The 25,961-nt window shown below is 44.4% G+C and carries 22 protein-coding genes and 1 pseudogene; 13 read left to right on the forward strand and 10 right to left on the reverse strand.

Features of this window, described 5'->3' with window-relative positions; all coding sequences use genetic code 11:
* Window positions 1–148: 148 nt before the first annotated feature.
* Window positions 149–850 carry a YhfC family glutamic-type intramembrane protease gene (locus tag BO225_RS03040; RefSeq protein WP_076340809.1) on the reverse strand — a complete coding sequence of 234 codons (702 nt, stop codon included), beginning with the start codon at window positions 848–850 and terminating at the stop codon, window positions 149–151.
* A gap of 249 nt (window positions 851–1,099) precedes the next feature.
* Between BO225_RS03040 and BO225_RS03045 the strand changes: the two genes are divergently transcribed.
* The 4 genes from BO225_RS03045 (at window position 1,100) to malQ (ending at window position 5,783) form a co-directional block, all read left to right on the forward strand.
* Window positions 1,100–2,434, forward strand: coding sequence for an ABC transporter substrate-binding protein (locus tag BO225_RS03045; RefSeq protein WP_076340810.1), 1,335 nt, complete (start codon window positions 1,100–1,102; stop codon window positions 2,432–2,434).
* Window positions 2,435–2,512: 78 nt separating this feature from the next.
* Complete coding sequence (locus BO225_RS03050; RefSeq protein ID WP_076340811.1) at window positions 2,513–3,364, forward strand: carbohydrate ABC transporter permease; 852 nt, start codon at window positions 2,513–2,515, stop codon at window positions 3,362–3,364.
* On the forward strand, window positions 3,364–4,206 hold the full coding sequence (locus tag BO225_RS03055; protein ID WP_076340812.1) for a carbohydrate ABC transporter permease: 843 nt from the start codon (window positions 3,364–3,366) through the stop codon (window positions 4,204–4,206). The genes BO225_RS03050 and BO225_RS03055 overlap by 1 nt, the downstream gene beginning before the upstream one ends.
* Window positions 4,207–4,229: 23 nt before the next feature.
* Window positions 4,230–5,783, forward strand: coding sequence for a 4-alpha-glucanotransferase (gene malQ / locus BO225_RS03060; RefSeq protein WP_269843891.1), 1,554 nt, complete (start codon window positions 4,230–4,232; stop codon window positions 5,781–5,783).
* Between the two features lie 48 nt (window positions 5,784–5,831).
* Here malQ and BO225_RS03065 read toward each other — a convergent pair whose 3' ends face one another.
* The 8 genes from BO225_RS03065 to BO225_RS03100 form a co-directional block, all read right to left on the reverse strand.
* Window positions 5,832–7,106 (reverse strand): ABC transporter substrate-binding protein, encoded by a 1,275-nt coding sequence (locus tag BO225_RS03065; RefSeq protein ID WP_076340814.1) that lies wholly within the window; start codon window positions 7,104–7,106, stop codon window positions 5,832–5,834.
* Window positions 7,103–7,765, reverse strand: coding sequence for a response regulator transcription factor (locus BO225_RS03070; protein ID WP_076340815.1), 663 nt, complete (start codon window positions 7,763–7,765; stop codon window positions 7,103–7,105). The genes BO225_RS03065 and BO225_RS03070 overlap by 4 nt, the downstream gene beginning before the upstream one ends.
* Entirely contained in the window at window positions 7,758–9,068 is a 1,311-nt protein-coding gene (locus BO225_RS03075) for a sensor histidine kinase (RefSeq protein WP_076340816.1), read from the reverse strand. The genes BO225_RS03070 and BO225_RS03075 overlap by 8 nt, the downstream gene beginning before the upstream one ends.
* Window positions 9,068–10,012, reverse strand: a complete 945-nt coding sequence (locus BO225_RS03080; protein ID WP_076340817.1) for a sugar ABC transporter substrate-binding protein — start codon at window positions 10,010–10,012, stop codon at window positions 9,068–9,070. The genes BO225_RS03075 and BO225_RS03080 overlap by 1 nt, the downstream gene beginning before the upstream one ends.
* A gap of 99 nt (window positions 10,013–10,111) precedes the next feature.
* Window positions 10,112–12,073: a glycosyltransferase family 2 protein gene (locus BO225_RS03085; protein WP_076340818.1), complete on the reverse strand. Its 1,962-nt coding sequence runs from the start codon at window positions 12,071–12,073 to the stop codon at window positions 10,112–10,114.
* Entirely contained in the window at window positions 12,060–12,638 is a 579-nt protein-coding gene (locus tag BO225_RS03090) for a hypothetical protein (RefSeq protein WP_076340819.1), read from the reverse strand. The genes BO225_RS03085 and BO225_RS03090 overlap by 14 nt, the downstream gene beginning before the upstream one ends.
* Window positions 12,639–12,755: 117 nt before the next feature.
* A complete protein-coding gene (locus BO225_RS03095; RefSeq protein WP_076340820.1) occupies window positions 12,756–13,796 on the reverse strand; it encodes a ribonucleotide-diphosphate reductase subunit beta in 1,041 nt (346 codons plus the stop codon).
* A gap of 9 nt (window positions 13,797–13,805) precedes the next feature.
* Window positions 13,806–16,319, reverse strand: coding sequence for a ribonucleoside-diphosphate reductase subunit alpha (locus BO225_RS03100; protein ID WP_076340830.1), 2,514 nt, complete (start codon window positions 16,317–16,319; stop codon window positions 13,806–13,808).
* Between the two features lie 207 nt (window positions 16,320–16,526).
* Between BO225_RS03100 and BO225_RS03105 the strand changes: the two genes are divergently transcribed.
* From BO225_RS03105 to BO225_RS03145, 9 genes are all read left to right on the forward strand, one after another.
* Complete coding sequence (locus tag BO225_RS03105; protein ID WP_076340821.1) at window positions 16,527–16,946, forward strand: RrF2 family transcriptional regulator; 420 nt, start codon at window positions 16,527–16,529, stop codon at window positions 16,944–16,946.
* A 7-nt stretch (window positions 16,947–16,953) separates the two neighbouring features.
* On the forward strand, window positions 16,954–18,867 hold the full coding sequence (locus BO225_RS13135) for an acyl-CoA dehydrogenase family protein (RefSeq protein ID WP_076340822.1): 1,914 nt from the start codon (window positions 16,954–16,956) through the stop codon (window positions 18,865–18,867).
* An 11-nt stretch (window positions 18,868–18,878) separates the two neighbouring features.
* Window positions 18,879–20,093: an FprA family A-type flavoprotein gene (locus BO225_RS03115; RefSeq protein WP_076340823.1), complete on the forward strand. Its 1,215-nt coding sequence runs from the start codon at window positions 18,879–18,881 to the stop codon at window positions 20,091–20,093.
* A 127-nt stretch (window positions 20,094–20,220) separates the two neighbouring features.
* On the forward strand, window positions 20,221–20,478 hold the full coding sequence (locus BO225_RS03120; protein WP_076340824.1) for a type II toxin-antitoxin system Phd/YefM family antitoxin: 258 nt from the start codon (window positions 20,221–20,223) through the stop codon (window positions 20,476–20,478).
* Window positions 20,471–20,800: a type II toxin-antitoxin system RelE/ParE family toxin gene (locus BO225_RS03125; protein ID WP_076340825.1), complete on the forward strand. Its 330-nt coding sequence runs from the start codon at window positions 20,471–20,473 to the stop codon at window positions 20,798–20,800. The genes BO225_RS03120 and BO225_RS03125 overlap by 8 nt, the downstream gene beginning before the upstream one ends.
* 156 nt (window positions 20,801–20,956) lie before the next feature.
* Window positions 20,957–21,754: an N-acetylmuramic acid 6-phosphate etherase gene (gene murQ, locus BO225_RS03130; RefSeq protein ID WP_198936087.1), complete on the forward strand. Its 798-nt coding sequence runs from the start codon at window positions 20,957–20,959 to the stop codon at window positions 21,752–21,754.
* A gap of 13 nt (window positions 21,755–21,767) precedes the next feature.
* Window positions 21,768–22,628, forward strand: coding sequence for a MurR/RpiR family transcriptional regulator (locus BO225_RS03135; protein WP_076340826.1), 861 nt, complete (start codon window positions 21,768–21,770; stop codon window positions 22,626–22,628).
* A 145-nt stretch (window positions 22,629–22,773) separates the two neighbouring features.
* Entirely contained in the window at window positions 22,774–23,676 is a 903-nt protein-coding gene (gene murQ, locus BO225_RS03140) for an N-acetylmuramic acid 6-phosphate etherase (protein WP_076340827.1), read from the forward strand.
* Between the two features lies 1 nt (window position 23,677).
* Entirely contained in the window at window positions 23,678–25,585 is a 1,908-nt protein-coding gene (locus tag BO225_RS03145; RefSeq protein WP_076340828.1) for a glucose PTS transporter subunit IIA, read from the forward strand.
* Window positions 25,586–25,635: 50 nt separating this feature from the next.
* Here the strand turns inward: BO225_RS03145 and BO225_RS03150 are convergent.
* Window positions 25,636–25,961 (reverse strand): annotated as a pseudogene (locus tag BO225_RS03150) (DDE-type integrase/transposase/recombinase); the annotation flags it as partial.

A 25,961-nucleotide genomic window follows, 5' to 3' on the forward strand; every position in this document is an offset into this window, starting at 1 on the left:
GAACAAAATCGTCAAAAATGCCAACGGGAAAAATGTGGCGAAATTCATAAAAGAAAGAAAAGGCGTCTAAACCCTTTAAATAAAGGAGATAGGCGCCTTTCGCACTGTTAAAACTGTAAAAGATGGGGAATATGCAATCGTTTGCATTTTATTTTGTCGTTTTTTCGTTTTTATACGCTTGAGCGATATACATAGCGGCCAGCAAAGAAAAGATGACCATGATGCAAAGCAAGATCCAAATGTTCCAATGAAAGATGTTTTGTCCCAAAGAAGAAACAAGCGTGATCAAGATTTGAATGCCGATCGCTATAAACAAAAAGGTTTTGTTTTTGGTCTTGATCATCTGCATGATCAAGAGCGTGTAGCCCACTTGAAGCACGAGCTGGCACACTTGCCCGACCGCTTCGGCAAGAAGCAGATTGGACATGTTGGGAATATTTTTGCCCGCGCCAATGAGCATACCTAAAAACACGTTCATTCCGATCGTCAACGATGTTTCAAGCCCCCCATATCCAATACCGAAAGCGAACGCGTCCATCAAAGTCGTATCGTTTCTAGAAAAGACATGGATCATGAGCCAGCGGAACAGTTCGCTAAAGATCGGCGTGAAAACCGATAAGAACACGATATAAAGCGGATAGTTGGCAGCGATCCAGTTTTGGGCCGCATCCGAATTCGTAAATAAAGATAGCGTAGGCAAGAAAAGTGCCATTTGAAAGAGGACGTAGGTCAAAGCTCCCACCAAAAGAAGCTTCCATTTTCCTTCTTCATGTATACATAGATAGATCGCACATCCCAGAGGAAGAAGCACGGAGCAGGCGATCGTGAATAATTGTGAAAAAAGCAACATTAAGAACACCTCATTTTTCCAAAATATATTATACACAAAGTTTTCCGCATTCTATGGATTTATAAAGGAATTTATCAGTTTTTTGTGGATATTTATACGACAATGTGTCCTAATTGGTCGCGTAAGTGTCTTTTTTAGCATTTTTTATCATATATCTCCTATTTCCGATTGGAATAGACTATTATCAGAATAAGAAATAGCGCTTACAATGTGCTAGAAAAAAGATCAAAAGGAGGATTTAAGTTGATCATGAAAACATGGCGTAAATTGTTGGCAACTGGTGCTGCCGCGGCGATGTTGTTGACGGGTTGCTCGTCTGGAACTGATTCTGGAAGCTCTTCCGGCGGCGATTCCGGCTCTGCGGATGGATCGAAAGGTTCTGTTTATTATTTGAACTTTAAACCAGAACAAGATGAAGCATGGCAAAACTTGGCGAAAAAGTACACAGAAGAAACAGGTGTCGATGTGAAAGTCGTAACCGCTGCATCGGGTAACTATGAAACGACTTTGATGTCGGAAATGGGAAAGAGCGGCGCTCCTACACTATTCCAAGTCAATGGTCCTGTTGGATTAAAGAACTGGGAAGAATATGCATATAATTTATACGACACTCCAGTGTTCAAGCAATTAACAAGCGATGACTACGCGCTTTACATTGGACCAAAAGAAGATCATGATGTTGCGGCTATCGCATACTGCATCGAATCGTATGGTTTGATCGTGAATAAAAAATTACTTGAAAAAGCAGGTTACACAGTGGATGATATCAAATCGTTCGACGACTTGAAAAAGGTTGCGGATGATATCGCGAAACGTGAAAAAGAGCTTGGATTCACAGCCTTCACATCAGCAGGTATGGATTCTTCTTCTGACTGGCGTTATAAAACACACTTAGTCAATATGCCGATCTACTTCGAATATCAAAACGACGGAATCACAGATACAGATGCGATCAAAGGTACTTATCTTCCTGAATATCGTAAGATCTACGATCTTTACATCACAGATTCTACAGTTCCTGGAAAAGATCTAGCTGCTAAGACGGGCGATGATAGCCGCAACGAATTCGAAAGCGAAAAAGCGGTATTCTATCAAAATGGTTCTTGGGAATATACGAATTTGACAAACGACGGCATGAAGGCCGAAGATCTGACGATGATCCCGATCTACATTGGTGTAGGCGACGAAGCAAAACAAGGTTTGACAACTGGTACGGAAAACTACTGGGTAGTCAACAAAGAAGCTTCTGAAGAAGACATCCAAGCTACATTGGATTTCATGGACTGGTGCGTAACATCGGAAGAAGGAACGACTGCGATGGCTGATGACATGGGCTTTGTCATTCCGTTCAAAGATGCTAAACCTAGTGAAAACGTATTCGTAGTTGAAGATCAGAAATTAACAGAAGAAGGCTACAAGCCAGTAAGCTGGAACTTTACGACAATGCCAAGTGAAGAGTGGAAGAACGCTTTAGGTTCGGCTTTAACTCAATACGCGGCAGATCCTACAGATGCCAACTGGAAAGCGGTTGAAGAAGCATTCGTAGACAACTGGAAAACAGAATACGACTTGGCCAATAGTTAATAGGCTGTCTATAATTGATCGAAAATAACAGGCAGGCATGATGTTCTGCCTGTTTCATAGTTTAAGGAGGATAACATAATGGAACGTACACTTAAGAAATACGGATGGTTGTTCGTACTTCCTACGCTTGTTGCGTTCACGATCGGCTTCATTGTTCCATTTATTGAAGGATTATATTTGTCGTTTTGCCAATTCACAACGGTCGGCAATGCAACATTTACTGGTTTTTCGAATTATGTGGCGGCTTTAACGGATGCTTCATTCTTGAAGTCGGCTGGTTTTACAGTGATGGTTGCGATCGTAAACGTGCTTGCGATCAACATTTTAGCTTTCGCACTCGCTATGGCGCTCACACAAAAGGTCAAAGGAACCAACTTGTTCCGTACGATCTTCTTCATGCCAAACTTGATCGGCGGTATCGTATTGGGTTATATTTGGCAGATCTTGCTGAACTGCGTTCTTTCGCTAGTGGGAGAACCTTTGCTTCGTTTGAATCCAACCGCTGGCTATTGGGGCATCATCATCTTGATGTGCTGGCAGCAAGTCGGATATATGATGATTATTTATATTGCGGGACTGCAGAATGTGCCGGATGATTTGATCGAAGCCGCTAAGATCGACGGCGCGACCGATTGGCAGATCCTTTGGAAGATCAAGATCCCGATGATGATGCCTTCGATCACGATTTGCGTATTCTTGACGCTCACCAACAGCTTCAAGCTCTTCGACCAGAACTTAGCGTTGACAGCGGGCGATCCAAACCATATGACGGATATGTTGGCGCTCAATATCTACCAAACATTCTATGCTCGTGCGGGCAAGCTTTGGAAAGGTATTGGACAAGCAAAGGCGGTCATCTTCTCGATCGTTGTCGTTCTTGTCAGCTTCTGGCAGCTTAAAGCAACACGCTCTAAGGAGGTACAACAATAATGACTCAAAAGAAGAAAGCGCTCAACATTATTTTGTTGATCATCTTGATCCCACTCGCGCTCGCGTGGCTCTATCCGATCTTTATGATCTTGATGAACTCGCTCAAGGTCGAGTCGGCCATCACGACAAGCTCGGCATTCGAACTTGTGAATGGAAGCAATTTTGGGGGAAGCATCAACTATTTGAAAGCTATCAATTCATTTGGCTTCATGACTTCCTTGTTCTATTCGTTTTTTATTACAGTGACTTCTGTAGTCGCCATCGTCATCTTATGCTCGATGTGCGCATGGTATATTAGTCGGGTTCACTCTAAATTCAGCAGCTTCTTATATTATTTGTTCGTCTTCTCGATGGTCGTGCCATTCCAAATGGTCATGTTCACACTGTCGCAGACAGCCGATATGCTGAAGCTGAACAATCCGTTTAATTTATGGGTCATTTACTTAGGATTTGGAGCCGGATTGGCTGTATTCATGTTTGCCGGCTTCGTGAAATCGATCCCAGTCGAAATCGAAGAAGCCGCGATGATCGATGGATGCACTCCACTTCAAACATTCTTCAAAGTCGTGCTTCCGATCTTAAAACCGACGATGGTTTCGGTCGCGATCCTAGAGGCGATGTGGGTATGGAACGACTACTTGCTGCCAACCCTCGTGCTCGATATCACAAAATATAAAACAGTTCCAATGTTGATTCAATATTTCCGCGGAAGTTATGGTAAAGTAGAGATGGGACCGATGATGGCTTCCATCATGTTAACTGTAATTCCAGTAATCATTGTTTACATCTTCGGACAAAAATATATTATCAAAGGTGTAGCGGCAGGAGCTGTCAAAGGATAATCGTTCAAAAGCTCAATGGTCTATTGAGCTTTTTTCAAGCTAGAAAGAGAGTAAAGTGTATGAGAAAAAACGGTATATTGTTACCTATCACAAGTTTGCCAAGCCCTTGGGGAGTAGGGACTCTTGGCAAAGAAGCGTATTCGTTCGTGAACTTTTTGAACGGAAGCGGCCAAACGTATTGGCAGATCCTTCCGATCAATCCAACAAGCTATGGGGATTCGCCATATCAATCGTATTCTACGTTTGCCGGCAACCCATATTTTATCGATCTTGATCTGCTGGCAGGAAATGGCTTGTTGAATCAAAACGAATATGACTGGCTAGATTGGGACACAGAAAAAGATAAAGTCGATTATGGATTTCTTTATAATCACCGCTTCAACGTGCTGAAATTAGCGGTCGATCGTTTTCTGGAAAATCCAGATCCTGAATATGTCGAATTTTTAGAGAATAACGCAGATTGGTTGGATGATTACGCTTTGTTCATGGCGCTCAAAAACAAGCACGAAGGAAAAGCTTGGTGGGATTGGGATGAAAAGTATAAATTCTATTCTCCAGAAAAAGCGGAAGAATGGAAAGAAGAGTTGAAGGAAGACTATGAATTTTACCGCGTCCTTCAATTTTTCTTCACCAAACAATGGAACGCTTTGAAAAAATACGCCAACGACAAGGGTGTCGAGATCATTGGCGATCTTCCGATCTATGTAGCGCGCGATTCGGTCGACGTATGGGCTCATCCAGAATATTTTGAACTCGATGAAGATTTGAATCCAAAACGAGTAGCGGGATGTCCGCCAGATGCTTTCTCCGCCGATGGACAGCTTTGGGGAAATCCATTGTACAATTGGTCGAATCAAAGAGAAGACGGTTTCAAATGGTGGATCGATCGCATCGATTATGCGACAAAACTCTATGATATCGTTCGGATCGACCATTTCAGAGGATTCGACTCGTATTATGCGATCCCTTACGAAGACGATACAGCCCGCAATGGGGAATGGGTCGATGGTCCAGGAATCGACCTCTTCAAAGCGGTGGAAGATTCGATTGGCAAGAAGAAGATCATTGCCGAAGATCTTGGTTTCTTGACACCATCTGCCAAAGATCTGCTCAAGAACACAAAATTCCCGGGCATGAAGATATTGCAGTTCGCATTCGACTCTAGAGATTCCGCCAATGGCGAGTATTATCCATTCAACTACCCAGAAAATTCGGTCGCATATACAGGAACGCATGATAACGACACGATCATGGGTTGGGTCAATACGGCGCATCCAGACGATGTGCAGCTCGCCATGGATTATATGGACTTGCAAGATCCAAAGAACATGAATTGGGCCATGATCCGGGAAGTCATGAAATCGCCATCGAACTATTCGATCTTGACCGCGCAAGACTTAGTGGGATTAGGCTCGGAATCACGGATGAACGTGCCTTCACGTCTTGGTGGCAACTGGCAGTGGCGCCTTCTTCCAGGACAACTGGATGATGCCATCCAGCAAAAGCTATTACATTTGACAAAGCTCTACAAACGCTTCCCGATCGAAGCAGAAAAAGAAGAGAAAACAGCACAATAATCGAAAAAGCCTTCCAATCGAAGGCTTTTTTTATGAGATAAAAAAGAGTTATTCATTGTTCAATTCTTTTTCCAGCTCGATCAAAGAAAGATCGATGTCGTCCTCGTTTTCGATCAATTCCTTGATCTTTGAATCAAGGATCAGATCCGCAGGCGGATCTATTTCGATATTTGGTCGTGGTTTCTTGCGCATGATCAAATCGATCAAAGAAGAGGAAATGCCTATTTGCTCATAATATAACGAAACATCGCCATTCGACTCATCGAGAACGAAGGGGCTGATCCCCAATCCATTGAAGACGATTTCTTTTTGATTCTTGGTGTCGCAGCAAAACGCTTTTAGAAGATCCCAAGACAAATCAGAAAAAAAAGTCCGACTCGAAATACCCATATAAAGAAAAGAACCTCCAGAAAACCCGCTGTTGGATGAATTGGCCGGCATCGGAAGACATTGCCAATCAAAATTTGAATACCGCTTGATCCGCCACGGATAAGGATTATACGTCACAAATTCCGCATAGCTCATGGGCGCGAACGCGACCTTTCCGCTATCTAGATCCTCTTTGGTGGGTTCTACACCATGATGAAGATCTTTTAATTCTTTCAAATAAGTGATCGCTTGCTTGAAAGGATCTTGATGAAGTTGGAAGGCGCCCTCGCTATCTAAGATCTCTACATTGAATGCATCAAATGCATGTTCCCAAGAATATCCATAGATCCCAAATTGATCAAGAACGCCATTTTTGTCTTTATCACGACTCACTTTTTGACAAATCGTATAAAGATCGTCGATCGTCCAGCTCTCATCAGGAATGGGAATACCTTCTTGTCTTAAAAGGGAAGTGTTGACCAACATCATATCCGGATTGCATTCCATAGGAAGAGCGATTTGATGGCCTCGATCGGAAGCAAGAGAGAGGGTGTTTGGATTATATTGAATCTCCCTAAAACCCAAGTCGCTGTCGATCAGAGGATCAAGGTTTTTTAAGACCCCTAATTTTTTATAGAGATCCAAATCGCCTTCGATGAGTAAAAACACATCCGGACAGCTTCCTTCTAGAATTTTATCCGACATCCAAGACGAATAGTCATTCAAAGAAATTCCCGCATCGTATTGAACACGAACTCCAGGATGATCCTGTTCAAACTGCGCAATGATCCCATCGATAAGCTCGTATGTAGAAGCGGAAGGAACATTCCAACTTCCTCCGATAAATACACCAAGACGAAGCACGATCGGCGTTTGCCAATAAATCAAACCCGCAAGCAAAGAAACGATCACGATCGACCAGAACACGATCGACCATTTTTTATTCATGATCATGAGCGCCGCCCTATATACCCATTTTCCACGGCCCAAATGGCAACTTGCGTCCGATCCCGCAAATGCAGTTTACTTAAGATCCGCGACAAATAATTACGAACCGTGCCTTCTGAAAGATAAAGATTTTTAGCAATTTCTTTATTCGAAAATCCATGCCCGATTTCATAAACGACATCCCACTCTAGCTCGGAAAGGGAATTGACACTTTCTTCTTCCACTTGGATGATGGGTGTATTCTGCCGCTGGGAAAATAGATCCACGACCTTGCGGGCAATGCCCGGATTGATCATAGCGCCCCCCGAATAGACAGTTTGTATCGCGTGATGAAGTGTATCAAGATCCCCGGCCTTGAGCAAATATCCGCTTGCGCCATATTGAAGCGCTGAAAAGACAAAATCATCATCATCGAACGTTGTCAAAATAATGACTTTTGTTTGTGGCCAACGCTTCTTGACCTTTTTAGTACATAAAACGCCATCCATGACCGGCATTCGAATATCCATCAAAATGATGTCGATCGGCTCGCGCTCTAGAAATTCAAGAACCTCCACCCCGTTTTTGGCGACCCCTTTAACATCTAGATCGTCTTCGCACGATAAAATGATTTCCAAAGAACTGCGGATCATTTCCTGATCATCCGCAATCAAGACTTTAATCATCAAATTCTCCTTTCTGAAGCGGAATGAGAGCTTTGCAGACAAACCCATCCGACCCATCATAATAAAGCGTGCCATGGATCGTGCTGATCCTCTCCTTCATTTGCATCAATCCATATCCAGGTTGGATCGACGCGCTCCCCTTTCCATTATCATGAACGATCACTTGCATCTGACAAGGATCGTTTTGGTCCATTTGGATCCAGATATTGATCATCGAAGCATGGCCATGCCGTATGGCATTGGTGATGCACTCTTGAATCATCCGAAAAAGAACATCTTCCTTCGTCTTTTCAAAATCAATCCGCGGCATTTGCCATGATAAGTTGATCTCGACATTCGAAACCGCCATAAATTCATTAATCATTTTCTGCAGCGCGCCTTGCAGACCATGTTCCTCCAAAGCGCCAGGACGCAGCTTTTCAAGAGAACCACGAACGTCTTGGATCCCTTCCGTGACGACATTCCGAATTTTTTGAAGCTGAGTTTTTACAAGTTCCGGTTTTTTTTCGATCATGACCAAACAAGCGTCCAAACCCGCTGCGATGCCCGTCAAAGCATGACCTAACGTATCGTGGATTTCGCGAGCGATTCGTTTTCGCTCGTTGTCTTGGGCGATCTTCTCCGAGAGGGCTGCATAGTTTCTAAGCTTGGCGTTGACTTGATTGACCATATCTAATTCTTGCGCGATACTTTCTTTTTCTTCGTATTGGTTGATCAAAAAATAAGCGATGATAATAATGAACAACAGTAAATTGATCCCTTCCAACAAAGAACGGAATAGAAGCAAGATCGAAGAAGTCCAAGAAGAAAAGATCGTAAAATAAGAGCGCAAATCACTCATCGGAAAAAATTTTTGCATGAGGGCATAGTTCGACCCAATATATAACAGGATCGAAAACACGATGATTTCATATATTTCTTTATTTTTTAAAGGCCGTCTAGGACATATCATATCCACGATCACGAGTAGCACGATCGATTGAGTCGCCATATTGAGCAAAAGCACGATCCCATACGCTAAAATCCACTCCATCACAAGATCTCGAAAAAGGAAAGGAGTCAATACCGTATTCTTAACCACATGCAGGACGAACAAAGCGTATAAACCAAAGCAACCTATAAAAACCAGCAACGGATTTTTCGGAATATGAGAAAGCTGAGTCAAAAAGGAGAGGCTTGTTTGACGATCGATCAAATACTTTGTGCCAATCAAACATACACTCGCATACAACATGATGATCGCATAATTGAGAACGATCATTCCTGCACGCAGCCGATCGATCGTCCGATAATACGCCCGCATTATTGCCAGCCTCCCTTCGAATAAAAATCAATCGAATCATGATCGATCATCTCTACAGGAATCACGATATTTTTTGACACGGGCGCGCCCTTTAAATGATCGTACATCGCTTGAGCGGCCTTTTTACCGATTGAGTAAGGAGATTGCGCGACCGTTCCCAAAACCATAGGATCCTTCGCGAGAAGCGCCTTCATTTCTGGCGTTCCATCCACCCCATAAATATAAATATCTTTCCGTCCTATATTCTTTAAGGCCGCCTTGGCCCCTAAAGCGCTAGGATCGTTAAGCGCCATGATGATCGAAATATCCGGAGTCTTGGCAATCATTTCCTCCGTTTTTGGCATCGCGATCTCGAGCTGACCAAGACATTGCGCCTCATTGACGATCTGGAACCGATCATCGGAAGCAATCGTCTCTTTGAAGCCGCGGATCCGCTCGCTAGCAGACTGCACAGAAGAATGTTTTAAAAGGCCGATCTTTGCATGATCAAAATGAGACATGATATGCCTAGCACATTGAACGCCCGCGCCATAATTGTCGGATACGACTGTAGAAAGCAAGGAAGTCGAATCGCTTAAAGGAACATCGATCGCGATCACCGGAATCCCTGCCCGCTTCGCTTTGGCAAGCGTAGGCTCGAGCGATCTAGAATCGACAGGATTGATAAAAATACCATCCACTTTCATATCGATGAACTGCTCGATTTGTTCTTGTTGTTTGGATTCATTTAAAAGAGGATCCCGCACGATCAGCTGATCGCCACGCGCTTCGATTTGCTTGCGCATCTCATTGTTGATGACTTCATAAAAAGGATTGTTCATCGTCATATAACTGACACCAAAGCGTTTTATTGGCTGTGTAGAAGAAATATAATAAAAATAGATTGGCAAGACAAATAGAGCCATTAAACCAATCAATAAAAAAGGATATTGTCTTTTCTTCATCAACTTACGTCCCCCGTTCCCTTCTTTTCTTTAAGTATACAAATTCTTCATGGAACCGACAAAGTATTTCTGTAAAAAAAGCCAACGCGCAAGTTGGCTTTATGATTTGTCGATTTTTTGGTTTTTCATGCTTTTTTGAATATGCCGGAACATCAAAGGGAAGAAAAGATGCTCCGACTTGGAAGGATTGCTTGGAATATGACGATCAAAGACAAGCTTCAAAAATTGATCATAGTTGTCTTGCAGTTCTTTTTGATGACTCTCTAAGATATGGAAACGGTAGATCTTCAAGCCTTGACTTTTATAAGAACTTGTCAAACGAACGGGCAACAACAGAGAATGTCCTTCATAGATCACTTCAAGATACTCTTTTTCTTCCGCTTTGATTGTTGGCTCCTTATCAAAAATGATCTCGAGCTCGCTCTCGCTCAAACCGGCAATCGCCCCCTCGACAACCGAATCGTTTTGTTTGAGGATCCCTAGAACTGCCGCTTTCTGCAACGAAACGACACTTCCTTTTCGGCGGCCAATAAAGAAGAAGATCGCCACCAACAATAAAATCGCGTTATAGCTCAGCCAAAACAATGTGATCGAGCCCCCATAGATTTTATGGTGCAACATCGCATGCAAAATATGACCTCCGCTCCATAAAGTCAAAAGGAACAAAACGATAAATGGCAAAATATACTTCCATTGAAAATGCTCCGCGCTCTCGATTCCTTTTTTTGTCACCTTGAACTTTTTCAAAGAAATCCCGATGAATTCTAGAAAGATCGGACCGATCAAAAACGGAAACATGATCGTTTCATATAAATTGGTCCACAAGCTCGTTCGAATGTTGCTCGAAAGCCGGCGGATCGCCCAGCTGTCCGCCATATACATCGGGATCCAAAACAACAAAGCCACCCATAAAGGAGTCCGAACGACCGAAATATCCAAAAGACCCGAAATGATCGGGATCAAGATATAGAAAAATCTGGAAAATGGCGAAAACCAATATTGGATCGACGTCCAATAGTTGATCTTCTGCGCAAAAGAGAAACGACTTGTAAAAAACAAATTGATTTGATAAAGGACATTCACCACGCCACGCCCCCAACGGATCCGCTGCTGAATCAAACTTGGAAGATCTTCTGGCGCAAGCCCCGAAGCAAGAGGCTCCGAGATCGCGAGCGAAACAAATCCATTCCTTTCGATCAATAATCCCGTCGCAAAATCTTCCGTGATCGCTTTCGTATAAAAGCCGCCAACCGAATCTAAAGCTTCCCGACTGATCAACGTGTTCGATCCGCCATAAATCACGCTATTTGAATTGGTCTTCGCCACTTCGATTTCACGATAAAAATAATCTTGCTCATTGGCTACATCTTGTTCCGCATACAAGTGATACTGAAACAAGTCCCAATTATAGAACGTCTGTGGCGTCTGTAAAAAACCAAGCGGGATCTGTTCAGACTTATCTTTCCCCTCATTGCGAAGCTTGGCGTCGATAAAGTAAGGAACGGTCTTCATCAAAAAAGAAGAATGAGGAATCATATCCGCGTCAAAAGTCACGATGATCGGCGAACTCGTCTGTCTGAGCGCGTTGTTCAAATTTCCCGCCTTCGCCCCTTCGTTGTTGTCGCGCGTAAAATAACCGATCCCCATCGACTCGGCAAGCTCTTTTGCCGTGACGCGCCGTCCATCGTCGCACAAATAAATATGAACTTTGCTTTTGTCGGGATACAGCATCCGCTTGCACCCGCTGATCGTCTTATACAACAATCTCTCGTCTTCGTTGTAAGTCGCGATAAAAACATCCACATCCGGAAATAAAGCCGGATCCTCAGGAATCGAAGGCAAAGGATAGTTTTTCTTGTTCGACATGATCTTGAAATTAACCATGAACTCGATCAATCCTACTAATTCGATCCCCAACAACAAGATCCCTAACGCGAACGTTAATGGCTGCGAAACGGAAGGAATCGTAAACAAGACGCGCCACAAAATATAAAGCGAAGAAAAAAACAACGCGATTTGATAGACCGAAGACAAAGAAAACCACTTTTTATTCTTTTTCATCGATATCGCCTCTTTTCAAACGCAAAAGATCCGGATAAGTCGGATAGAATATCGGCTTTTGCCTCATACGGCTGTTTTGCACAAAAACGCCCGCCAAAAACAAAACCACCCCAAAGACAAGATTGAGAGAAGAGTTGAACCAACCAAGCCGAAACTGATTGTAAACAACAACGATCAAACCAAAGAGGACAACAAAAAGCACACGCCCTTGTTGAGGATAGGTCGGCTCTCCAATATGCAAGATCCGTTTTAAATATCCGCACAATAGAAAACTGAGCTTGATAAAAATGGACATCTCGATCCAGAACAACACAAAACAAAGGATCAAAAACCAGAACGGATCTTGATTTGCATGCGGAAACATAAAAGGAAAACGCCGAATGAGCAAGATCTCAAGTTGACATGCCAAGATCACGCCAAACACGCTTCTAAAATTCTCCACACCCCGAAAACACGCGTAAATGCCTAAAATCAAGGAAACGATGGATAAAACAACTAAGATATTTTCACCACAAAAAAGAATGCCATGATTAAAAAAGTGGTCTAAATAATGAAATTCCTGCATAATGACCTCCCATCTATTGAAAAAATTATACCAACGCACAGAATCCCAATAAAGAAGGATGCTTGCTCGATAAAAAAACTTCTAACCTAAATGGCTAGAAGCTCTAAAAAATTGTGATTATAGATCGTCCACCAACGCGCTCGACTTGGCGTAAGCACTCGATTTAGCTTCAAAGAAATCGGTCTTGATCAAATTCGCGTTCGAATATTGAGAAACCCACTCCATAGAAGCCGGCTCCTTCTCATGACCTTCAAACAAAACACCTAAGCCAATGCTTTCACTTCTAAGATTGCCTAAATAATGAATGTAGTCTTCGATCATCGATGAGGACAAGCCGCCAATCGAATCTCCAATCACATAATGGCCCCAGCGGATCTCTTCCTCCACCCCTTGACGGATCATGTTCCGATAGACTTCTTTCTTTTCTTCATCGAACAAAGAAGGCTCTTCTTTTTGCAGTTCGACGATCATATTTCGAAACAACCATAAGTGTGTGTTCTCGTCCCGATTGATATAGCGGATCTCCTGCACGCTGCCAGGCATCTTTCCATTCCGTCCTAAATTATAAAAGAACATGAAACCAGAATAGAAATAGATTCCCTCCAAAATGAAGTTGGCGATCAGCACCTTCATGAAGGTGAACGCGTCTTTGTGTTCTTGAAAATCGTTGTAAAGGTCGCCGATGAATTTATTGCGCGCCAAAAGGTGGGCGTCCTCCTTCCATTGATACAAGATTTCCGTACGCTCTTGGGGCGAGCAGATCGTATCGAGCATATACCCATAGCTTTGCGAATGCACCGATTCATGAAACGCCTGGATCGTCAAGCATAAATTGACTTCGTTGGCCGTGATGTATTCCCCAATATAAGGAAGGTTGGCTGTCTGCAACGAATCCAAAAAGATCAAAAACGAAAGGATCTTGTCGTACGCGCTCTTTTCAGATACGGAAAGTTTACGATAATCCTTGATATCTTGATTCATATTGATTTCTTCAGGGATCCAAAAATTGTTCATCGCCTGCCGATACCAATCCGACACCCAATTGTATTTCATATTGTTGAAGTCATTCAAATTTGTCGTATTGCCATTGATCATGCGCCGCTTTCTGACCTCAATATCGCCATGCTCATTAAAGAGCGCTTTCTTTTTTAATTCCATAATTTCCTCCTAAGCCGAGCACGATTCGCACTCTTCCACCTCGAGTGACTTGCTTCGTACATAATATAACGTTTTTACATTTTCACGATACGCTTCAATGAACAAGTTCAACACTTGGCGCAACGTGTATTCATTCGTGATATATAAATTGACCGATTGCGACTGGTCGATATGTCTTTGGCGCACGCCAGCCGCGCGAATGAGCCACGACTGATCGATATGATGCGCTTGCTTATAGAACCAGAACGTTTCGGGATTCAAGTTGGGCGCGATGCGTGCGATCATGCTGCCCTTTTTCTCCTCTAAAAAGAACTTGTTCATGATCGGATCGATCGCCGCAGTCGTTCCTGCTAAGATCGAGGTCGACGAGGTGGGCGCGATCGCCAGCAAGTAAGCGTTTCGAAGACCCTCTCTTTGGACTTCTTCCTGCAATTTTTCCCAGGCCTCGCCTTCATAATGTCGCTTTCTAAAGTAGGCGCCACTTTCCCATTCGCTCCCATGAAAGTTTGGATACGCTCCTTTTTCTTTGGCGAGCTGATGACTCGCTTTGATCGTATAGTAATTGATCTTTTCATACAGCTTGTCGACAAAGTCCAAGTGTTCCTGGCTTTCGAAACGGATCTTGTTGTTGACGAGCATATGATGATAGCCGCTCGTTCCTAATCCGATCGAGCGATAGTTGGCGTTGGTGATCTTGGCGAAAGGAATCGGCGCGTAGTTGAGCTCGATCACATTGTCTAGCGCGCGAATGATCGTGGAAATCACATCTTCAAGTTCTTGGTCATCGTTCACATCGATATGGCCAAGCGATAAGCTGGCTAGATTGCACACGACAAAATCGCCTGGCAAATACGTGTCGACCACGATGCTTTGTCCTTGTTCGTCTTTGATTTCTTGCTCGATATGGTAAAGAGGCGACATGTTTTGCGCGATTTCCGTACACAAATTACTGCAATAGATCATTCCTTTATGCGAGTTTGGATTGGCTTCATTGACAATGTCGCGGTTAAAGGTGAAGGGCGTTCCTGTTTCCACAGCCGACTTGATGATCAAGCGGACAAGATCTTTTAAAAGAATAGGGCGTTTGTCGATTTTCGGGTCTGCCACACAATCCCAATATCGCTCTTCCCAAAGCGGGCCAAAACAATCTTCAAGATGATAGCCTTTGACTTCATGGATCTCGTGAGGATCCATCAAATACCACATTTGATCGAGACTTTCTTCAGCCATCTTCCAAAACAAGTTCGGATAACAAATGCCAGGGAAGACGTCGTGGGCTTTTTGGCGGTCGTCGCCATTGTTCGTGCGTAGGGCTAAGAATTCTGGCAAGTCTTTATGCCAAGCGTCTAAATAGACGGCCACTGCGCCTGAGCGGACGCCAAGTTGATCGACGGCGATGGCTGTGTCGTTGACAAGCTTGATCCAGCGGATCACGCCGCCAGCCGCCCCTTCAAAGCCGCGGATCGTCGAGCCGCTCGCCCTCACTTTTCCAAAATACATGCCCATGCCTCCGCCAAATTTGCTGACTTTCGCGAAGTTGTCCAAGCTTTTATAAATTCCATCGAGCGAGTCTGAGACGGTGTCGATAAAGCACGAAGACATTTGATGGAAAGGCTTGCGAGCGTTGGCCATCGTTGGGGTGGCCATGGTCGCTTTTAGGGTGCTAAGCACCGTATAGATCTTCTTGGCCCATTCGACTTTGCGCTCGCCTTCTGGAATGGCTAGATGCATCGCGATGCCCATGAACATTTCTTGGGGAAGCTCCATGAGCTGGTGGTCGTGGGAGGTGAGCAAGTAGCGTTTGGCCAATAGATCAAGTCCGCTATAGGTGAACAAGAGGTCGTGGTCTGGTTTTAGCGCTCGTTCGAGTTCGTCGATTTCTTCTTGGGTATAGGCTTCGAGAATGTAGCTTCCATAATAGCCTTCTTGTTCCATGATCTTGATTTTTTCATAGAACGTGCGGGCGTTTTTTTGGCTCCAATAGTGGTGGGTGAGCCGGTGGAGCTTGCACATCAAGAAACGGGCGGCGATCATTTCCCAATCGGGGCTTTCGATGCTGATGAGTTCGACGCAGCAGCGCATCAAAATATCCAGCGCCTCCATTGAAGTGAGGTTTGGATGATCGTACGTCTGAAATTTATGGAAGAGGTCGAGAAACGAGGCGTTTTCGAATTCGTTTTGCGTCCTTTTGATCAAGGCGACGATTTCTGGATCGTCGATGCGTTCCTTGAATTTTTCGAGGATCGCGCGCTTTTGAGAGCGCTTGTCGCGATAGAGGATGTAGCTTTTGGCTTCTTTGAAATAATGGAAGCGCATGAGCTCTTCTTCGACAAGGTCCTGGATCTGTTCGACGGTGCATATTGTTGGCGCGTTTTTGATTTCGGTTTCGATCGTTTCGACGATTTGGTCTAAATGAGTTTGGGAAATCGTGGATCCGACGCTTTGAAACGCTTTTAAGATCGCGTTCTTTATTTTATGACCATCGAACGTTTGGAGTTGATGGTCTCTTTTTTCGATTTGCATCATTAAAAATCTCCTTATGGGCGGATCATAGATCCGTGTTCGGTATTGTATTCTACCACAAAAGTCGAGGAAGACTTTCAAACAATGGTGGGTTGTTTGTGGAATACGACCGATTATTCCAGTTAAAAAGCCAAAAATGATCGGTGGGTAAGAAAATGAAGACTAAAAAAGTCAACATTTGGTATAGTGAGGCTGAAAGGTGAGACTATGAATCGAAAAGTTGATTATGCGTTGCGTTTGCTGCGGGCGCTTCAGGATCAAGAGCTTCACACGACATCTTCCCTATGTGCTCTTGCGTGTATTCCGAAGCCTTTTGCCCATAAGATCTTGAATTCTCTTCATAAGGCGAATGTGGTCCAGAACATTCCTGGGGCAAGAGGAGGGAGTCGTTTGATCGCCGATCTTGGTTTGCTTAGTTTGTATGATCTAATGCAGATCTTGGATGAAAGAGAGTCGATCAGTCCCTGTTTGGAGCCTGCGTATCAATGCGAATGGAGAGCGTGTCATGAGAGTCGATGTATGGTTTGCGAGCATTTGCGATCGATTCAGGCCCAAGTCGATTCGATCTATCGTTCTAAGACGATCGCTTCGCTTTTTGAAGAAGTAAGTCCATCACACGATAAATAAGGAGGAAATGATGTTTCGATGCAGTGAAGAGCACGAACAATTGCGTGCAGAGATCCGAGAATTTGCGGAAAACGAAATCAAGCCCTACGCGTTCCAATGGGATCGCGAAAACCATTTTCCACGGGATGTCGTAGAAAAAATGGCCCGAAAGGGCTGGCTTGGTATTCCCTATCCTAAAGAGTATGGAGGCATGGGGAAGGATGTTTTGAGTTATTCGATCGCGGTCGAAGAGCTGTCTAGAGTGGATGGAGGAACGGGCGTTATTTTATCGGCGCACGTTTCGTTAGGCAGCTGGCCGATTTTCGCCTTTGGTACCGAAGAACAAAAAAAGAAGTATTTGACACCGTTAGCTAAAGGAGAAAAAATTGGCGCGTTTGGTTTGACAGAACCTAATGCGGGAAGCGATGCGGGTGGTACGGAAACGACAGCCGTTCTAGAGGGGGATCATTATATTCTCAATGGCGAAAAGATCTTTATCACCAATGGTGGCGAGGCGGATACGTATGTGGTGTTCGCGGTCACGACACCAAATATCGGAACAAAAGGAATTAGCGCGTTCATTGTCGAAAAAGGAATGGAAGGCTTTACGATCGGGGATCATTACGATAAGTTGGGGATCCGCTCTTCGGCAACAGCCCAGCTCTTGTTCGATGATGTGAAAGTGCCGAAAGAAAATTTGTTAGGAAAAGAGGGCGAAGGCTTCAAGATCGCGATGGCTACGTTGGATGGAGGTCGGATCGGGATCGCTTCGCAAGCTTTAGGGATCGCGCAAGGCGCTTTTGAGAGCGCGAAAAACTATACGTTGGATCGTGTTCAGTTTGGCAAGCCGGTGGCTTTCCAGCAAGGTCTTTCTTTTAAGCTGGCGGATATGGCCACACAGATCCGAGCGGCTAGGATGCTTGTATATAGCGCTGCTGAATTGAAGGAAAAGCACGAGCCGTATGGCATGGAGGCGGCGATGGCGAAACAATACGCTTCCGATACGGCTGTGAAAGTTACTGAAGAGGCGATCCAATGCTATGGCGGAAATGGCTACTTGAAAGGCATGGATGTAGAGCGGATGTATCGGGACGCGAAGATCACGCAGATCTATGAAGGAACCAACGAGATCATGCGTGTCGTTATTTCGTCCTATCTTTTGGGAAAACCGCCTAAAAAGGAAAAGAGCGCAGGCGCTATGCCGACAAAGGCTGCCAAAAATATTACGGGTCCGCGTAAGAAGGTCATTTATAAAAAAGGGTCTGCCCAAGAAAGAGTGGATGCTCTTGTCGAGAATTTGAAGGCGGATGGTTATGACTTTACGGTCGGGATCGCGATGGATACGCCGATCACGAAGGCGGAGCGTGTCGTTTCGGCCGGCAAGGGAATTGGTCCAAAGGAAAATATGTCTTTGATCGAGGATCTTGCCAAAGCGTGCGGGGCTGCGATTGGTTCTTCGCGTCCGGTGGCGGAGACGCTTCAATATGTGCCGATCGACCGGTATGTGGGCATGTCGGGACAAAAGTTTAATGGAAATTTATATATTGCGTGTGGTATTTCAGGGGCTGTTCAGCATTTGAAGGGGATCACGAACGCTTCGACGATCGTGGCGATCAATAAAAATCCGAACGCGCCAATCTTTAAAAATTGTGATTATGGTATAGTGGGCGATGTCAATGAGATCTTGCCGCTTCTTTCAAAAGCGTTGGATACGGGTGAAAAACAGCCGGCGCCTCCAATGAAGAAGATCAAACGGGCCACGCCAAAGAAGGAAAAGCCGGACTATACGATCATGGTTTGCGATGGTTGTGGTTATGAGTACGATCCGATGGTTGGCGACGAGGCGAATGGAATTCCGGCCGGCACTCCGTTCGAGAAGCTTCCGGAAGACTGGGTATGTCCTGAATGTTCGGAAATCAAGGCGAATTTTGAGAAGGCGTAAGGAGAATGAGCATGCATATTGTTAGAGAAGTTACGGATCATTTATATTGGATCGGGGTCAACGATCATCGTTTGGCGTTGTTTGAAAATATTCATCCGATTCCTGAGGGTGTGAGCTATAACTCGTATCTTTTGAAGGGTGAAAAGAATGTGTTGTTTGATACGGTGGATTGGGAAGCGTGTCGGCAAATGATGGAGAACATAGAGTATGTTTTGGATGGCGAAGATCTAGATTATATTGTGATCAATCATTGGGAGCCTGATCATGCGGCTAGTCTTCAAGTCGTGTTGGAGGCGTATCCAAACGCGAAGATCATCGGAAATCAGAAGGGTTTTCAATTGGCGGAGCAGTTTGGTTTCAAGATCGACGAGGATAAAAAGATCGTAGTCAATGAGGGGGATGTCGTGGAGGTTGGCGATCATTCGTTGACGTTCTTGTTTATGCCGATGGTGCACTGGCCTGAAGCGATGGTGACGTTGGATCTTACGAATGGCGCGCTCTTTAGCGCGGACGCGTTTGGTTCGTTCAAGGCGTTGGATGGTAAATTGTTCAATGACGAGGTGGATTACGATCGGGAGTGGATCGATGAAAACCGGCGGTATTTGACCAATATCGTTGGGAAGTATGGTCCACATATTCGTAAAATCTTGAAGAAAGCGGCGCCACTTTTGGATCAGATCAAGTTCATTTGTCCGCTGCATGGTTTAGTTTGGCGCAGTGATTTTGGTTACTTGTTGGATAAATACGAGCATTGGGCGAATTACGAGCCAGAACAAAAGGGTGTCGTGATTTGTTACGCCTCGATGTATGGAAATACGGAGCAGGCGGCGCAAGCGTTGGCGAGCAAGCTTTGCGAGCTGGGGGTCGAGAATGTCGAAGTGTTTGATGTTTCGAACACGCACGTTTCGTATTTGATTTCCGAGGTGTTCAAAAATAGTCATCTTGTCTTGGCATCGTGCACATATAATTTGGGCATTTTCCCGGTTATGAAAAATTTCTTGGAGGATATGAAGGCTTTGAATGTTCAAAATCGGGAAGTGGCTGTGATCGAGAATGGGTCGTGGGCGATCCGTTCGGGCGATTTGATTTCTGAGTTCTTAGATGATGAGATGAAGCAGATGACGGTCTTGAACGATCGGATCACGATCGCTTCGCATTTGAAAGAAGGGCAGGAAGAAGAGCTGGACGAGCTTGCCAAAACGATCAAAGATTCTTTAAGAGCGTAGCTAGAGAAGTTCGAAAGAGCTTCTCTTTTTCTTGTGAAAGAAATTTTATCTCTTGTATCGTTTCAATGGACAGATATAATATAAATTAAGATAAAATATCAACGAAATTATGATAAGGAGAAGTGCGATGATACAAATAAAACCAGTTTCCGATCTGAGAAATAAATTTTCGGAGATAGAGAAAATTGTAAATTCTGGCGAACCTGTATATTTGACTAAAAATGGTTATGGCGCTATGGTGGTACTTAGTCTTGAAGAGTATTCTAAATTGATGGATATGGCTGAATACAGAATGGATGAAGCTGATTTGGCGGCTGAAAGAGATGGAAGACGTTATACGCATGATGAAGTTTTCGGATCGTTGCGAAGAAAAGTTAATGGCTGATTCATCGTATATTTTGCGCTATTTGCCATTATTTTATGAAGATTTAGAAGAAAAAGTAATTTATATTTCTGAAACACTAAAGAATCCAGAGGTGGCGAATCATCTTTTGGATTTAGTAGAATCAGCTATTTTTGAACGTTTGCCAAACGCAGAGTCTTTTGAGCCTTACCATTCGTTAAAAATAAGGAGATATCCATATTATCGTATTTATATAAAAAATTTCGTGATTTATTATGTTGTCATAGATGATGAAGGACCGAAGAAGATCATGGAAGTAAGACGCTTTTTATATAAGGGACAAAATCGGGACACCTATATCTAGCTGTTGAGAGAAGTTCGAAAGAGCTTCTCTTTTTCTTTGGTATAATGAAAAAAAGGTGGAATAAGGTATGGAGAATTTTGAACTCTTGGTCACGGAGCGGGCGAATGAGCGTTCTCGTGATTTGAGCGCGATGTCTCTCGGGAGCAAGTGCGCTTGATGAATGAGGAAAACTATAGGGCGCTCGATTGTCTTGGATCGCAATACGATAAGATCGTGAGGGTGATCGAAAAGTGTGTGGAGGCGCTGAAGCGTGGTGGGCGTCTTATTTATATGGGGGCAGGAACGAGTGGAATGATTGGTTGGTTGGATGCGTTGGAGTGTCCTCCGACATTTGGCCTCGAGCCTAAAAGAGTTCTTGGCTTATTAGCGGGTGGTCCGGATGGCTTTTTGCATGCGGGTGTGGAAGATCATGAAGAAAATGGCCGGAGGGATCTGGAAAAGATCGATTTGTGTCCGAATGATTTGGTGATTGGCTTGGCAGCGAGCGGACGGACACCGTATGTAATCGGCGGACTGCGGTATGCTTCCAAGGTCGGGGCTTCTATCGCGGCTATCGTATGCAATGAAAAGAGTCCGATTTCTCAAAAATGTCCTTTGACGATCGAGGCGTTGTCTGGTCCGGAAGTACTGACGGGATCGACTCGTCTAAAGGCGGGAACGGCGACCAAGCTTGTATGCAATATGATCAGTACATTGAGCATGGTGGAGTTAGGTAAAGTGTATAAAAATTATATGGTGGATGTGCAGATGTCGAATGAAAAGCTCGTGGATCGGGGCGTGCGGATCGTATGCGATACGACTGGCTGTTCTAGACAGGAAGCGTACGAGACACTAGAGAAGGCCGACTATCATGTGAAGTGCGCGATCGTCATGCGGATGAAAGAGTGTTCGAAAGAAGAAGCCTATGCGCTATTAGACAAGGTGGATGGCAAAATCGATCGGTTGCTGAAATAGAGGGAGGATACCCATGAAAAAAGGGTTGTATCGTTTGGAAGAGTATTATAAGCATCAGGCGACAGAAAGCGAAAAGGAAGTTTTACGTTTTATGATCCATCATCCACAGGAAACGATCAGTATCGATATTCATACGTTAGCAAAGACGTGTTTTTGCAGCGCGGCAACGATCGTGCGGATCTGCAAGAAGAATGGGTTTTCTGGTTTCAAAGAGCTGAAAGTCGCGCTTGGAAATGATATCAATTTTTCTAAGCAGCTTCGGCAAGTGAATTTGGAGGCTCGTTCGGGAAAGCGGATTCCAGATTTGGTGGCTCAAGTTTTGAATGCGAATATTGCGGCGATTGAAAATATTTATAATTTGTTGGATTTCGAGGAGCTTGAGCGGATCGTTGGTTTGCTTCTGGAAAGCCGGTTTGTGTATTTATATGGAATTGGGGCGAGTTATTTAGTGGCCAAAGACTTTCAGCAGAAATTTGAGCGAGTCAATAAGCGGACGTTTTTGTATGAGGATACGCATATGCAGTTGATGAGCGCGACGAATCTAGAGCCTGGGGATGTCGCGATCATCATTTCTTATTCGGGACAAACACGGGAGATCCTCGAGGTCGCTTCGAATGTGAAACTGTGTGGGGGGATCGTGATCGCGATCACGAAGTATGGAAGGAATCGTCTTGCTGCGATGAGCGACCATATCTTGTATGTGCCAACGATCGAAAAGCCTTTGCGGATCGCGGCGAGTTCTAGCCGAGTCTCTCAGCTGTCGATCGTCGATATTGTTTATAATACATACGTGTCGATGGAAAAGGAAAAGGCGATGGCGAGAATCGTCTCTACGAACAAGCTCTTGGAAAAAGAAACGGAAGAGGAAGTGTGAAGTCGAAAGCGGTTTCACTTTTTTTGAAATAATGGTCGGAATGAGAGAAGAAAAGTTCAAAGAGATGAAATAATGTTTCATAATTAGCTCTAAATATTGTGAATAAATGGTGGATTGTTTAAATTGGAGGCAGGAGGAATCAGAGATGATCGACTTAAGCAAACTAACAACGGAGCAAGAAAATCCGAGAACGAAACAATTAAGCGCAATGGGGATCCGAGAGGCCATTGAAATTATGAATGAGGAAAATTTACAGGCTGTCAAATGTATTGAGAGTCAATATGATCGTTTGGAGCGTGTGATCGAAATGACGAGCGACGCTTTAGAACGAGGAAGAAGAATCGTCTATATTGGCGCGGGAACGAGTGGCCGGATCGGCTTGTTGGACGCGGTCGAGTGTCCCCCAACATTTGGCGTAGATTATGAAACAGTGATTGGTTTGATCGCGGGAGGAGAAAACGCGTTCGTAAAAGCGGTAGAAGGTGCTGAAGACTCGAAAGAGCAAGGGCGCGCCGATCTTGAGGCGATTCATTTGAGTAAAGAGGATGTGGTGATCGGATTGGCGGCGAGCGGACGCACGCCATATGTGATTGGGGCTCTTGAGTACGCGCGTCAAATTGGAGCGCATAGGGCGGCGATCGTGTGTAATGAAAAGAGTCCGATCTCTCAAATTTGTCCTTTGACGATCGAAGCAATCGCGGGGCCAGAAGTGCTCACGGGTTCTACGCGTTTAAAGGCGGGGACAGCGACAAAGCTTATCTGCAATATGATCAGCACGTTGAGCATGATCCGGATCGGTAAGGTTTACAAAAATTATATGGTAGATGTGAAAATGACGAATGAGAAGCTTAAGACGCGTGCAGTCAATATTGTCATGTCTGTGACGGATTGTTCGAAAGAGCAAGCGCAAAAGGCGCTTGAGATGGCGCAAGGTCAGGTAAGAAACGCGATCGTGATGATTTTGTTGGGTTGTTCGAAGGAAGAGGCGGAAGCCGCTTTAGAACAAGCGGGAGGACAAATTCAAAAACTAGTCAAGGAGGAACAATAAGATGACAAATCTAGAGATTGCAAAACAGATCGTAGATCTTCTTGGCGGCAAGGAGAATGTATCTAAGACGGCGCATTGTATGACACGGTTGCGTGTGAGTGTAAAAGATGTAAAACGTGTGGATCAAAAGGGTCTTAAAAATTTGGATGGTGTTTTGGGCCTTGTGCAGGAGGGAGAAGCGATCCAGATCGTTCTTGGTCCTGGTAAAGTCAAAAAAGTGACGGATTTGTGTATTGAGGAATTTGGATTACCTAAAAACAGTCAAGATGGGTCTTGGGAAGAAAACAAGGCGAAGATCAAAGGCGCGCAAAAGGAAAGTAAGTTGAAAAAAGTACTGAAATTGATTTCGGAGATCTTTGTTCCGCTGATTCCAGCGATTATCGCGGCCGGATTGTTTAATGGATTTGCGAGTCTGCTTGCGCAGATGATGGCGGATGGTGTCGTGTCTGGACAATTTTTCACGATGCTTCAGTTGATCCTTTCTTTGCTTGGATCAGCGTTCCTAGGTTATTTTGCGATCTATACGGGGATTTATGCGGCGCAAGTGTTTGGGGCCACGCCTGCTTTTGGCGGGATGATCGGGGCGATCAGTATTGGCGCCAATTTGGTGGAAATTTCCAAAATGGTTGGTTTGTATAATGAAACAGAACCTTTGGAATCAATTTTAACGACGGGCAAAGGCGGGATCATTGGTGTGATCTTTGGTGTCTGGATCTTGTCGATCATAGAAAAGAAAGTGCGAAAGCATGTGCCGGATGTTCTTGATTTGATCGTGACTCCGTTTGTTTCTTTGTTGGTGACGGGTGTTTTGTTTATTTTTATCATCATGCCTTTGGCGGGGGTTGCCAGCGACGCGCTTGTTTCGGGGTTGACGCTGATTATTAATTCGACGCATCCATTGGTTCGTGTTTTAAGTGGATTTTTGTTGGCTGCTTTGTTTTTGCCGATGGTCTTGCTTGGATTACATCATGGATTGATTCCAATTTATGCGATCCAGCTTGAGCAAATGGGTGGTGTTTCTTTATTTCCTGTTTTGTCAATGGGTGGCGCTGGACAAGTTGGGGCTGCGATCGCGATTTATTTAATGGCTAAAAAAGTAGGGAACGAGCGTTTGAAGACGATCATTACTGGAGCGCTTCCGGCTGGTTTCCTTGGTGTTGGGGAGCCATTGATTTACGGAGTGACGTTGCCATTAGGAAAACCGTTTATCACAGCTGGAATTGGTGCTGGTTTTGGTGGCGCATATATTATGTTGACGCATGTTATGGCGAATGCTTGGGGGCCTAGTGGTCTTGTGGCAATCCCACTGATGCAAGGGGTAGGAAGCATGCTTAACTTCTTTATTGGATTGTGTATTTCTTATGTTGGTGGTTTTGTGGTCACGAAAATGTTTGTGACTCAAAAAGATGTACGAGAAGAGGAAGAAGTCGAAATTGATGGAAACGCGATTCCTTCAAGTGTTCAATTGATGGCGCCAGTCAATGGAGAGTGTATTTCTTTGTCGGATGTGAATGATCCTGTCTTCTCAAATCGGATGATGGGGGATGGGGTCGCCTTCCGCTTTACGGAAGATCTTATTGCTTCGCCTTGTCATGGAAAAGTGTGCATGATCGCCAATACGAAACATGCGATCGGTTTGATGAATGAAGATGGTGTGGAAGTCTTGATCCATATTGGATTGGATACCGTTGATTTGAAGGGAAAAGGATTTGATATCCTTGTGCAAGAAGGGCAGATCGTAGAGACAGGAACGCCGCTTGTGAGGCTGGATCGTTCTTATCTTCAAAGCGAAGGCGTCGATTTGACGACACCGATGATCGTGACCAATTCAGCTAATATGAATGTCATCACCTATCCAAATCCAGATGTCAAGCAAGGAGTCACAACGGTGATTCAATGTGAAAATTAAATAAAATCAATAGAGCAGTGGCGTTCACTGCTCTATTTGTTTTTCCATTTGTTCTGATGCCCCGCTGTGCAGGGCTTCGTTTCGAATCCGTAGTCTTTGGCGAACTGCTCGAATCTGGCATTGACTTTTCCTTTCGAACGCGCTGTTCTGGGTTCATCCATAACGGTTTTCATATTGTCTGTCTTCAGCGCTTTCGGCACGCCTCCGGCCGTTTCGAATGCCTGATCGAGAAGATGGAGAAGAACATCTCTTTTCCGGCTCAAGGAAAGATAGAAGACCTTGAAACGGGAATACGAGTAGACCAGGGAAAAGACATTGATATGGATCGTTTCTCCGTTTTTGAGCTTGAAGTTCATATCCTCTTTCCAGTCAAGCT

The sequence above is a fragment of the Dubosiella newyorkensis genome, from assembly GCF_001945605.1.
In the GTDB taxonomy this organism is placed as follows: Bacteria; Bacillota_I; Bacilli_A; order Erysipelotrichales; family Erysipelotrichaceae; genus Dubosiella; species Dubosiella newyorkensis.